The sequence below is a fragment of the Archangium sp. Cb G35 genome (assembly GCF_001896145.1).
GTDB lineage: Bacteria > Myxococcota > Myxococcia > Myxococcales > Myxococcaceae > Archangium > Archangium violaceum.
Genome location: NZ_MPOI01000010.1, coordinates 280,251 through 292,663, shown reverse-complemented (window position 1 = coordinate 292,663; position 12,413 = coordinate 280,251). Strand labels below are relative to the sequence as shown.

9 protein-coding genes are annotated in these 12,413 nt (G+C 69.2%); 1 reads left to right on the top strand and 8 read right to left on the bottom strand.

Going from position 1 to position 12,413, the window contains the following annotated elements:
* Positions 1-163: 163 nt before the first annotated feature.
* From BO221_RS29475 to BO221_RS29440, 8 genes are all read right to left on the bottom strand, one after another.
* Positions 164-1,660, bottom strand: coding sequence for an amino acid permease (locus BO221_RS29475; protein ID WP_073564025.1), 1,497 nt, complete (start codon positions 1,658-1,660; stop codon positions 164-166).
* 135 nt (positions 1,661-1,795) lie between these two features.
* Positions 1,796-4,525, bottom strand: a complete 2,730-nt coding sequence (locus BO221_RS29470; protein WP_143195760.1) for a tetratricopeptide repeat protein — start codon at positions 4,523-4,525, stop codon at positions 1,796-1,798.
* 5 nt (positions 4,526-4,530) lie between these two features.
* A complete protein-coding gene (locus tag BO221_RS29465; protein ID WP_073564022.1) occupies positions 4,531-5,922 on the bottom strand; it encodes a hypothetical protein in 1,392 nt (463 codons plus the stop codon).
* 75 nt (positions 5,923-5,997) lie between these two features.
* On the bottom strand, positions 5,998-6,636 hold the full coding sequence (locus BO221_RS29460) for a hypothetical protein (RefSeq protein ID WP_073564020.1): 639 nt from the start codon (positions 6,634-6,636) through the stop codon (positions 5,998-6,000).
* 13 nt (positions 6,637-6,649) lie between these two features.
* Positions 6,650-7,381: a hypothetical protein gene (locus BO221_RS29455; RefSeq protein WP_073564018.1), complete on the bottom strand. Its 732-nt coding sequence runs from the start codon at positions 7,379-7,381 to the stop codon at positions 6,650-6,652.
* Between the two features lie 11 nt (positions 7,382-7,392).
* Positions 7,393-8,001 carry a hypothetical protein gene (locus BO221_RS29450; RefSeq protein ID WP_143195759.1) on the bottom strand — a complete coding sequence of 203 codons (609 nt, stop codon included), beginning with the start codon at positions 7,999-8,001 and terminating at the stop codon, positions 7,393-7,395.
* Positions 8,002-8,254: 253 nt separating this feature from the next.
* Positions 8,255-9,682: a sigma-54 dependent transcriptional regulator gene (locus BO221_RS29445; RefSeq protein WP_073564014.1), complete on the bottom strand. Its 1,428-nt coding sequence runs from the start codon at positions 9,680-9,682 to the stop codon at positions 8,255-8,257.
* Positions 9,679-11,316 (bottom strand): ATP-binding protein, encoded by a 1,638-nt coding sequence (locus BO221_RS29440; protein ID WP_073564012.1) that lies wholly within the window; start codon positions 11,314-11,316, stop codon positions 9,679-9,681. Before BO221_RS29440 ends, BO221_RS29445 begins: the two co-directional genes overlap by 4 nt.
* Positions 11,317-11,384: 68 nt before the next feature.
* Here BO221_RS29440 and BO221_RS29435 point away from each other — a divergent pair, with 68 nt between their 5' ends.
* Positions 11,385-12,410 (top strand): hypothetical protein, encoded by a 1,026-nt coding sequence (locus BO221_RS29435; protein WP_073564010.1) that lies wholly within the window; start codon positions 11,385-11,387, stop codon positions 12,408-12,410.
* Positions 12,411-12,413 lie beyond the last annotated feature (3 nt).

Here is a 12,413-nt window from a genome sequence, read left to right as displayed (position 1 = left end):
AGTGCCCCGGCCGGGTCGGGCAATGCGCGCCCGTTGGCCCCCTCACTCGTAGTCGACTACGAGTGGTGTGGGATGAATGCACACGTCACTCGTAGTCGACTACGAGTGGTGGACGGCTGTCCGTCTTCGCGCACGTCTGGGGGTGGCGAAGTGCACGGCTCGTTCAGAGCGGCCCGCCGAGGTCAGGGGGCGGCGGCTCGCCGGGGGTGGTGTCTCCGTGGCCGACGCGTGAGTGCCTGCGGCCATAGCCGAAGTAGATGGCGAGCCCGAGCGCCATCCAGGCTCCGAGCCGCAACCATGTGGCCAGGCCCAGGCCCAGCATGAGGGACCCGCAGGTGAGGATGCCGAGCACGGGCACCACGGGGACGAAGGGGGTGCGGAAGGGCCGGGGCAGCTCCGGCCGCCGGTAGCGCAACACGAGGATGCCCGCGCAGACCACCACGAAGGCGAACAGGGTGCCGATGGACACGAGCTCCCCCAGCAGGCCGATGGGGAACAGCCCCGCCACCACCATGGCCACCACGCCGGTGATGAGCGTGGAGACATAGGGCGTACGGAAGCGCGGGTGCACCTGGCCGAAGAAGTGGGGCAGCAGGCCGTCACGCGCCATCGCGTAGAAGATGCGCGGCTGTCCCATCAGCAGGACGAGCACCACCGAGGCCAGGCCCGCGATGGCTCCCAGGCTGACGATGGGCCGCAACCAGGACAGCGCCGGTCCCGCCTGGGCGATGGCCACGTAGACGGGCTCGGGTACGTTGAGGGTGCTGTAGTGCGACAGGCCCGTCATCACCAGCGCCATGAGCATGTACAGCACGGTGCAGACGGCGAGCGAACCCAGGATGCCGACGGGCAGATCTTTCTGTGGGTTGCGCGTCTCTTGGGCCGCGGTGGAGACGGCATCGAAGCCGATGTACGCGAAGAAGATGACGCCCGCTCCCGAGAGAATCCCACTCCAGCCGAAGTGGCCGAAGGTGCCCGTGTTCTCTGGGATGAAGGGCGTCCAGTTCTCGGGCCGCACGTAGAACGCGCCGAAGCCGATGACGAGCAGTACGACGCCCACCTTCAGGAAGACGATGAGGTTGTTGAGCCGGGCCGACTCGTGGATGCCGATGGTGAGCAGCCCGGTGAGCACCGCCACCAGCAGCGCCGCTGGCAGGTTGATGAGCGCTCCGGTGGCGTGGGGGATGTGCGAGCCCGGCCGGATGTCGAACGGGGCACTCGTCAGGGCCGCTGGGAGCTGGAGGTGCAGGTAGTCGCGCAGGAAGGCGGTGAAATAGCCGGACCAGCCCACCGCCACCGTGGAGGAGGCGAAGAGGTACTCGAGCATGAGATCCCAGCCGATGATCCACGCGACGAGCTCGCCGAGGGTGGCATAGCCGTAGGTGTAGGCGCTGCCGGCCACGGGAATCATCGCGGCGAACTCGGCGTAGCACAGCCCGGCGAAGAGGCAGCCCACTCCCGCCAGGATGAAGGACAGGAGGATGGCGGGGCCCGCGTGCTGGGCCGCCGCCGTGCCCGTCACCACGAAGATGCCCGCGCCGATGATGGCGCCAATGCCCAGCAGGACGAGCTGGAGGCCCGTGAGCGTGCGGTGCAGTTCGTGCCCATGACCTTCCTCACCCTGCAATTGGGCGAGGCTCTTCGTCGACCAGATACCCATGGGCGGCAGTCAACGCCGCTCCCCTCCGGTCGAGGAAGAGTCATGGGGCTGTTTCCCCGTGGAATGTCCGCCGGAGAGCGGATCCCCCCCTTGGCGTTGGGCGAACTCTCCTGCGCTCCAGTCAGAAATGGGATTTCAGTCTGATTGGCGAGCCAGCGCATCCGCCTCGTCCTGGGCGGCCTGGGCCCCAGACTCGTTACCTAAAGCCTGACGTGCAGCGGCGGCCTGGGTGAGGCAATAATGGAGAGCCTGATTCGCCTGTGGGATATCGCCAAGTATCTCGCGCACCTGGCGCGAAAGAGCCAGGGACTCCTCGTAGGCCTCTGCCGCCGCTGACAGCTCGCCACGGTCCCGGCGGATGTCTCCCACGTTGTCGAGCGAAATGGAGAGGTCGCGCAGCGCCTCCAGCGTCTGTCCCACCACCTCGCGCAACTGTCGCCGCAGAGCCAGGGACTCCTCGTAGGCTTCGGCCGCCGCTGACAGCTCCCCGCGCGCCTGGTGGATGTTTCCCACCTTGTTGAGCGACACGGAGAGGTCGCGCAGTGCCTCCGGCGTCTGTCCCACCACTTCAAGCACCTGGCGCGAAAGAGCCAGGGACTCCTCGTAGGCCTCTGCCGCCGCTGACAGCTCGCCACGGTCCCGGCGGATGTCTCCCACGTTGTCGAGCGAAATGGAGAGGTCGCGCAGCGCCTCCGGCGTCTGTCCCACCACTTCAAGCAACTGTCGCCGCAGAGCCAGGGACTCCTCGTAGGCTTCGGCCGCCGCTGACAGCTCCCCGCGCTCTTGGTGGATGTTTCCCACCTTATCGAGCAACACGGAGAGGTCGCGAAGTGCCTCCGGCGTCTGTCCCACCGCCTCGCGCACCAGGCGGATGAGAGCCAGGGACTCCTCGTAGGCCTCGGCCGCCGCCGACAGCTCCCCGCGAGCCATGCGGATGTCGCCCACTCTGTCGAGCGAAATAGAGAGGTCGCGAAGCACCTCCGGCGTCTGTTCCACCACCTCGCGCAACTGGCGGATGAGAGCCAGGGACTCCTCGTATGCCTCGGCCGCCGCCGGCAGCTCCCCGCGAGCCATGCGGATGTCGCCCACTCTGTCGAGCGAAATAGAGAGGTCGCGAAGCGCCTCCGGCGTCTGTTCCACCACCTCGCGCAACTGGCGCCGCAGAGCCAGGGACTCCTCGTAGGCCTCAGCTGCCGCCGATAGCTCCCCGCGAGCCAGGCGGATGTCTCCCACGTTATTGAGCGAAATGGAGAGGTCGCGAAGCGCCTCCGGCGTTTGTCCCACCACCTCGCGCAACTGGCGCCGCAGAGCCAGGGACTCCTCGTAGGCCTCAGCCGCCGCCGACAGCTCCCCGCGAGCCCGGCGGATGTCTCCCACGTTGTTGAGCGGCATGGAGAGGTCGCGAAGCGCCTCCGGCGTCTGTCCCACCGCCTCGCGCACCAGGCGGATGAGAGCCAGGGACTCCTCGTAGGCCTCGGCCGCCGCCGACAGCTCCCCGCGAGCCCGGCGGATGTCTCCCACGTTGTTGAGCGAAATGGAGAGGTCGCGAAGTGTCTCCGGCGTCTGTCCCACCACCTCGCGCAACTGGCGCCGCAGAGCCAGGGACTCCTCGTAGGCCTCAGCCGCCGCCGACAGCTCCCCGCGAGCCCGGCGGATGTTTCCCACGTTGTCGAGCGAAATGGAGAGGTCACGAAGCGCCTCCGGCGTCTGTCCCACCACCTCGCGCAACTGGCGCCGCAGAGCCAGGGACTCCTCGTAGGCCTCAGCTGCCGCCGACAGCTCCCCGCGAGCCCAGCGGATGTCGCCCACTCTGTCGAGCGAAATGGAGAGGTCGCGCAGCGCTTCTGGCGTATCCCCCTGACTCTGGCTGCGCTGACGGCAGAGGGAGAGCGCCTCTTCATATGCACGATTCGCTTCCCTCAAATCCCGCCGCAGGTAAGCCAAACGTCCCAGGTGATCGAGCCAGAGGAGACGTTGTCTATCCATCTGCCCACGCGTGAGTTCAACGGCTTGCTCCAGGTGCTCCGCCGCAGTCGCGAAATCCCCCTCTGCCTCTTCCGCCATGGCCAGTGCATGAAGAACTCCAGCACTGCTCAGCGGGTCTTCCTGATCACGCGTGCGGATGAGTTCCCATGCCTGCCGCGCCGCTTCGAGGGCCTCGCTCACCCTGCCGGAGGCAAGCAGTCCTTCCATGGCTCGGGTCAGCACGGAGGCCAGCGCCTGATAGCTTTTCAGGTTCCCAGACTGAATCCGCCGCAGCTCGGCGAGCGCGAAGTCCGCGTCGGGAATGGCGCCACCGACCTCGCTGCCCGAGGCGCCTGCCCCCCGCAGATCCACGCCCGGCCACTCCCGCGCCTCAGCGGGCTCCGCCGCGGGCAGCAGTTCGATCTCCATGGCTCGAACCGACCAGAGATCCGAAGCCATCTGGCGGAAGTAGGGCTTCAGCCGGGGAGGGGCCACCAGCACGAGCCCTCCTCGCAGGTGGCGGCGCAAGGCATCCCGGCGCTCGTTCATCAGGACGACCAGCTCCATCCACGCCTGATGCCAGGGTCCCTCGGGTTGTGCCCCCGAGTCGAGATGCAGCGCTTCGATCCAGTGGCAACCGACGTCCCTCGCTTCCGGGGTGAGCAATTCCCGGAGCACCGCTGGCAGTTCCTCCGGCCGCGAGGGCTCATACCGGTTCAGACGGCGCGTCTGTCCACGCAGCAGACGTTCCGTACGCTGGCGGAGAATCCCTGTCGTGCGCGGCGAGGGGGCGAAGATGAAGCAGAGCCAGAAGTCCTCCGACCACTCCACCTGGCGGCGCAGGCGCAGCCAATCCTGCTCACCCTCGGGGCCAAGTCCCACCTCATCAGGAGGGCGCACGTTGCCTAGTCCTTCCCTGCCCACCGCGTCCTGGCCACCTCCGCCTGCTGTCGCACGACGTCACGCACCAGGGGATGGATATCGTACCAGTCCGCGCCATTGCGGTAGTTGAGCGCCAGATGGGCCTCGAAGTATCCAGCCAGCTCGTGCAACCGTGCATTGCTCTTCAGGGCCACATCATGGCTGTTAGCGATCATGTCGAGCCAGATGGCCGCCTCATCGGAGATGGGCAGGAACCCGTTGCGGTTCTGCTGGATGGCCGCGTCCACCACGGCTCTGCTTACGGGCAGCTTGTCCGCGCGGAGGATGATCTCCGCGAACAGCCGCAGATGGTCACGCAGGTGGCCCCCGGAGAGCAGGCTCAGTTCGTCAACGACCGCACGCGACTCCGGTCCCAGCAGCCGCTTCCAGTCACCGCGCTCCGAGATGAGCTTCTCCAGCAGGTCGAGCGCGGGCTGGAAGGGCGTCCGATTCTCGTCTTTGAGCCGCACCTTCAGCGTTGGAATCATCTGGAGGCCGCCCGGCTCATAGAGGGACCCGAGATTGGGTTGCAGGATCTTGAGGTACGGGGGAACCGTGTAGACGACGTGCAGGTAGTCGAAGTGGAGCTTGTCGCTGTGCTGGACGAGGAGGTTGATGACCGAGTCCTGCACGGCCGCAGCATTGGTGATGGTGCCACGGATGTGCTCCATGGAGTCCACGAGCAACACCACCTCAGTGTCCGGTCCGTACCGGGCCTTGACCTTCTTGACGCACTCCTCGACGTAGGCGCGCACGTCCCGGGTCAGGGCGGCCAGGTGGCCCGCCATGCGCTTCTGGAGCTTCTCGCGGAAGGACGGGTCACTCTTGAGCGTGGCCTTGAGACCCGCGGAGGCTCCAATGGAGACGGACTTGTCCGGAGTGGAGGCACCGGCGGACAATCCCGCCGATATCTCCGGAACCTCGATGTTGGTGCGTGTCAGGAAGTTGACGAGCCGCGCCCAATAGCCCTCGTGAGCCGGGTCTCCCGTCAGATGACCGGCTGCTAGTAGCGAATCCCCCAGCCCGCCCGCCAGAGCCATGAGGAAGTCGCTCACGTCGATGGGCTGCGAGGGGCTGAGGTAGTCCTCGATGTCGACCAGGGCCACCTTGTAGACCCCGCGTCCATCCAGCTTGCTCCGTAACCGGCGCAACTCAGTGCTCTTCCCGCTGCCACGGAAGCCGGAGAGCAACTGCACGCTCTGGCCCGTCGAGTACTCGATGGAGCGCATCAACAGCTTGACGGGGTTGTGCTCCTCGAAGTTCGGATCCGAGTAGATGCTCACGTAGCGCCGGTCGTCCTGCCCATTGAATTCGATGGGCCGGTCGGCGACCGCTCGGAAGAACCTGCGCAGGAAGTCCTGCTCGTCTGGCGTCATGGGGCCTATCTACCCCGGCCTGTGGCTCCCCTCCACTCCGTGCTTTGCTTGCTGGATGGCAATGAGCCTTCCAGGCTACGCCCGGGCCACCTGGGCCGGAGGCGGTGCCTCGCTCGGGCCGGGCTGGGAGGCCTCCGCGAGCGCCTCGATGCGCAGCAGCAGCTCTTCGATGTGGCTCCGCTCGACGCGGGTGGCGGACGGGTTGCCCAGGCCGGAGAAGCGCAGCAGCGTGAGCTGGGCGGCCAGCTCCTCGACGAGCCCGATGCTGTGCTCCAGCTCGGCCGCGGCGTGCTCGTACAGCCGGGTGAGCCGCTCCTTCACGCTCACCGGTGCACTGGCCAGCGCCACCTCCATCTCCAGCAGCCGCCGCTCCTGCGTCCGCAGGCGTCCGACGAACCCGTCCAGCAACCGGTGCTCGCGCGCTTGATCCGCCGCCCACGCGCTCTCCACCGCCGCCTGCCTCCAGCACTCCTCGAGCCGCCCCGTCACCTCGTCCAGCCGCCGGGCCCGCGCGCTCTGGTGGCCCCGCTCCACGCGGAGGGCGGCGTCTCCCGGACTGAGCAGCACGGGGAGCAGGAAGGGCCAGAGGGCCAGGGCCAGCAGCGCCTGGCCGAGCCGTTCCGCGAGGGTGTTTCCCCGCCTCTGGACGAAGGCACAGACCGCCGCCACCGCTCCGAGCACGACATAGGCCGTGAGAATCACGAGTGCCGTCATGGTCCGTCCTCCTTCAGCCCAGCGCGTTGAAGGCCCAGAAGCCCAGGCCCGAGGTGAACGCCACCATCATCCAGGACACCCGCGCGAGGATGCCCACGCGGTACGCGTCCTCGGAGGACAGCACGGCGGTGGGGTTGCCCAGCGCAACGCGGGTGACGGACTCGGCCAGCAGGCTCAGCAGCCGGTGGATGCGCGCACCGGCCGCCCACCCGGACAGGAGGAACGCCGCGGTGAGCAGCAGCGGCCCCGCCCACTCGGCATCCAGCCGCCACAGCAGGTAGAGCGGAGGCGCGAGCCCCGCGAGCAGCAGCGAGCCCGTGGCCGCCGAGGCCAGCAGTGCCGCCACCAGCCGGGCAATGGGCGCACGCGCCGCCACGAGGATGCTCGCCGCGTAGATGGGGCCCAGCGACGCCGCGAGCGCCAGCAGCACATTCATCGACGCCAGTGCCGCCGGCAGGGCCCAGGCCTCTCCGTGGCCACGCGCGGCGCTCGCCGTGGCGGCGAAGGCGCTCGTGCAGACGGCGATGACTCCCACCGAGCCGACCACGAGCCCCTGGAGCCGCGTGGCATCCAGCAACCGCTCCACGATGGCGGACGGCTCGCGCAGGAGCTCCACGAGGAGCTGCCGCTCGGGCTCGGCGGGGACGGCGGGCTCGTGGAGGGGCGCGCGCTCCTCCACGGACCAGGGCATGAACGGCGTGAGGGGCTCGGCGGTCAGGGGGACAGTCGGGGAAATGGCTTGCATGGAAGACCTCGTCAGAGCCAGAGCGTGAGGAAGGAGGAGTGGACGCGCAGCAGGAAGACGGCGCCCAGGAAGAAGGCGAAGGCTCGCGACATCCACCAGGCGGCCCTCGAGGAGTCGAGCGAGGTAATGACGCGCACGGGCAGGGCCGCGAGGGTGGCGAGCGCGAGTCCGGGGACGAACACCGCGGGGAGTGCGAGCACGAGCGGAGCGTCCCGCGAGACGAGCACGAGGAAGGCCATGAGGGGCATGACACAGGTGGCCACGAGCCCGGCGGCGAGCAGTCCGATGGAGGTGGCGGCGAGCAGGACGCGGGTGGTGAGGCGCAGACGCAGGTAGATGGCGAAAACGAGGGTGCCGGGGACGACGACGAGCAGGGCCTCGAAGACGGCGCGGAGGGCATCGAGCTTCGGGACGAAGCGGAGGCCGGTGGAGGAGACGAAGCCGGCGGTGGCGGAAGAAGCGGCCACGAGGAAGATGCCGAGCAGTGCCGGTGCGAGGGTGGCGGCGAGTGGGCGCCGGGCCATGTCGAGCGCTTCGCGAGCGGGCCGGTCCACCGCGCGCAGGAGAGAATGAATCAGGTCCAGGCGGCCCACCGCCGCCCCGGGAGATGCAGAGCCCATGAGGCCTCCTCAGGTGCGCGACATCGCGCGACCCGGGATTGAGCAAGCCCCGTGCCCCAGACCCAGAACCTCCGCCTCCATCAATCCAAACCTCGGCCCAATATCCCCTCTCCCCTCGGGAGAGGGACGGGGTGAGGGTGCCCGTCTCCGTTCTCCCATCCGTGCCAAACCCCCGCGTGACGCGGTGCACCTGGGAGGAACAAGTCAGAGGTATGTAAGGCGTTACACAGGTATCCCCGGAACGACGAACCCCTCAGCCGATGTGGAGCTCCTCGCGGATGCCGTGTTCATGGATTTTGTTGAAGAGGGTCTTGTAGCTGACCCCGAGCAGCCGGGCGGCGGTGGTCTTCTGCCCCTTGGCGGCCTGGAGGGCGGCGATGACGGCGGCACGTTCGGCGCTGGCGACGGCGTCACGAAGCGTCTGGACGGTGGGCCCATCTCCCACCGCCGTCACCTCCGCCGGAGCCGGAGCCGCGACGGGACCCGGAGCCCCGCGTGGAGCCACGGGCGCGCGGAGCGATTCGGGGTCGAAGTGACCGAGCACGACGGCGCGCTCGACGAAGTTCTCCAGCTCGCGCACGTTGCCGGGCCACGGGTAGGCCAGGGCACGCCGCGAGGTCTCCGCATCCGGCCTGGGAGGCGTGAGCCCCTTGCTCCTGGCGTGCTTCTCCAGGAAGTGCTCGATGAGGCCGGGGATGTCCCTGGCTCGCTCGCGCAGGGGGGGCAGGTGGATGGGAATGACGGCGAGCCGGTAGAGGAGGTCCGAGCGGAACTGCCCGCTCGAGGCCATGGCATCCAGATCGCGGTGGGTGGCGGAGATGACGCGGAGGTCCACCTTCACGGCCTCGCGCCCGCCGATGCGGGTGATTTCCCGCTCCTGCAGCACGCGGAGGAGACGGGCCTGGGCCTCCAGGGACATGTCTCCGATTTCATCGAGGAAGAGCGTGCCGCCCTCGGCGGCCTCGATGAGCCCCTTGCGGCGGGAGTGGGCGCCGGTGAAGGCGCCGCGCTCGAAGCCGAACAGCTCGGACTCGAGGAGGGAGGAGGGCAGGGCGGCGCAGTTGACGGAGACGAAGGGCCCGTCGAGCCGGGGCGAGGCGGCGTGGATGGCGCGGGCGACGAGCTCCTTGCCGGTGCCGGACTCGCCGCGCACGAGCACGGTGGCATCCGAGGCGGCCACGCGGGGCAGGAGCGCGGCCACATCCCGCAGCCCCCCATCGGCGCCGATGAGTGCGCGGCCGGTGTCCGAGTCCGGGGCGAGCGTGGGGGCGGCGAGCTCCAGTTCCACGAGCCGGCGTCCCGCTTCCAGCGCGGCCTCCACGGAGGAGACGAGCCGCTCGTTGGGGAACGGCTTGACGAGGAAGTCGGCCGCGCCCGCGCGCAGCGCCTGCACCGCGCGCTCCACGGTGCCGAACGCGGTCATCACGATGACGGGCGTGCGCAGTCCCTGCTTGCGCAGCCGATCGAGCAGCACCAGCCCATCGCCATCGCCCAGCTTCACGTCGAGCAGCAGGAGGTCCGGCGCGTGGCGCGAGAGGTACGCCTCCGCGGCCGCCACCGAGCCGAGCGGGACGGCCTTCATCCCGCGTGCCCCCAGCACGTCCTGGTAGAGCTCGCGCAGGTTGTGCTCGTCCTCCACGAGGGCCACCTCGGGCCCGTCCACCGCGGCATCCACCGTCATCGCACGTCCTCCCTCGCCGGGCTGGAGCCCGCTGGTGCCACGGGCAGCTCCACACGGGCCATCGCGCCCGGCCGGTCCTCGCGCGGCAGGAGCCCGAGCCTTCCCCCCACGGCTTCGATGGCCGAGCGCGAGATGGCGAGCCCGAGTCCCGTTCCACCGGCCTTCGTCGTGTAGAAGGGCCGGAAGAGCCGCTCGCGATCCACGGCCTCGAGCCCCTTGCCCTCGTCGCGCACCTCGACGACGACGCGGCCCTCCTCACACCGGGCCACGACCTCGATGCGCCCGTCCCGCGTCTCCTGCATGGCCTCGGCGGCGTTCTTCAAGAGGTTCAGCAGCACTCCGCGCAGCGCGTCCTCGTCGCCCACCGCCCTCAGGTCCGGATCCAACCGGGACACGAGCGTGGGGAAGTCCGGCTCGCCCTCGGCCACCGCCACCGCCTCCAGGACGATCCGCGACACATCGAGTGGGCTCGCCCCCTTCTCACCCCGCGGCGCCCGGCCGAGGCTCAACAGCTCGGCGACGCGCGCGTCGATGCGATCACTCTCCTCGCGGATGATGCGGACCGCCTTCTCGAAGCGGGCACGGTGCTCGGGGGAGACGTGCCCGGCCTGTCCGGAGAGCAGCTCGGCGTAACCCCGCACGGCGGCCAGTGGATTCTTGATTTCGTGGGCAACCGAGGCGGCCAGCTCTCCGGCGATGGCGAGCCGCTCGGCACGCTCCAGCCGGCCGCGCAGGGCCGCCGCCTCGGCGCGGGAGGCCGAGAGCTGCTCGGAGAGCCGTGCCTGCTTGGGGAACAGGAGCTGCTCGATGCCCCGGTTGAGCTGCTCGCCCAGGCCGATGAAGAGCAGGGAGGCGACGAGTACCACGCCCACGGAGACGGAGACCTGGACGAGATCCACCGGGTAGCCCAGCACCCGGAACACCGCGACGACGACGCAGGCCACTGCAATGGCGAGCACCGCGTGGGTGAGGGCCCGGGAAACGGGAAGATGCACGGCGACCCGCTCGTGGAGGATGTAGCTGAGCGTCGCCATCTCCGCGGCGAGCACGATGCACAGCAGCGCCCCACTGCCAGCGGGCATCCCCCGCGACAGCTCGAACACCGTCCGGAGCAGGCAGACGAGCAGCGACACACCGATGAGCGCCGTCAGGTGCCGCGAGAGCCGGCGGACGGAGGCGTTCTCATGGCGGCACAGCGCGAAGCGGAGCCCGCCGAGCAGCCCCACTCCGGCGAGTCCCAGCGCCTGGGGGAACACCGCCAGGAGCGGCTGGTCGAAGACCACGGCCACCCACGCCGACAGGCCGAGGAGCGCCAGCCCGGCGGGCAGGAGGGCCCATCGGAGCCATCGGCGTGCCTGGGACGGTTCGAGCTCGGCGAAGGCATCGGCGATGAAGCCGGAGATGGACATCAGCGCGGCGAGCCCGACGGCCACGCGGACGGATTCGCGGGCTCCGGGCTCCAGGAGGACGACGAACCACCCGGCGGCGAAGAGGGCGACTCCGGTGGGGCCGCAGGCGAAGAAGAGCTTGCGCCGCTCTCCCCTGGCGGAGGCGAGGACGTAGCCGGCCAGCAGGCCGTTGAAGAGCGCCACGATGAGCGCGACGATGGATGAGGCGAGGAGATGCGCCGACATACGGGCCCCCGGGAGCGGCGGCGCGCCCCTGGACGACCCCCCGAGCGTATCACGCGGGGCGCGGTATCATGTCCGCGATGCGTGTCCTCGCCCTCGTCGTCTTCCTGGCCAGCGCCGTGGCCGCGGCCAATCAGCCCGAGCCAGAGCTCACCGGCTCCATCCAGTTGCCCGCGGATCCCGCCCCTGCCGAGCTCATCCGGGACAGCCACTACTGGATCTCCAACGAGGACCACCTCGGGCTCTTCCACGAGGCGGTGAAGGACAAGCGAGGCGTCTACCTGGGAGTGGGCTCGGACCAGAACTACCTGCTGGGCGCCTGGGCCCGCGCGGAGCTGCTCGTGTTGATGGACTTCGATCAGTCCATCGTGGATCTCCATCGTGTCTATCGCCTCATCTTCCTGGCGGCGGAGACGCCCGAGGAGTTCCTGCGTCTGTGGAGCAGGGAGAGCCGCGCGGAGGTACGCCGCCTCATCCAGGAGAACGCGGGCACCCGGTTCGAGAAGGCGAGCATGCTCCGGGCGTACGGCACCGCGCGCGGGGCGGTGGAGCGGCGGCTGAAGCGCGTGGTGGAGCAGATGAGGAAGGCCTCGCTGCCCAGCTTCGTGGTGGATGCCGGCGACTACGCGCACATCCGTGGTCTCTATCAGCGGAACAAGGTCCTCATCGTGCGGGGCGATCTCACCGCCCATCGCACGGTGGCCGCCATCGGCCGGACCACGACGCGGGCGGGGAAGAAGCTGGGAGTGCTCTACCTCTCGAACGCCGAGCAGTACTTCCCCTTTGACCGGGACTACCGGAGCAACATGCGCGCGCTCCCGCTGGACGGCACCAGCGTGGTGGTCCGCACGAGCGGCCAGCGGGGCATCACCCACGTGAAGGGCACCTACTACCACTACAACACCCAGTCGGGTTCGAGCTTCCTGGCCTGGCTGGAGGACGTGAAGACGCGGGATGTGCGCGGGATGCTCCGGTACGCGCCGGACACCGGGAAGCCCCGTGGGCTGTCGCGGCTGGACATGGGGCCGGCCGAGGCGCGCGAGGCGTGGAAGCGGAAGCTCCTCGAGAAGCGGACGAGAAGGATGGCGCGGAAGTGAGGA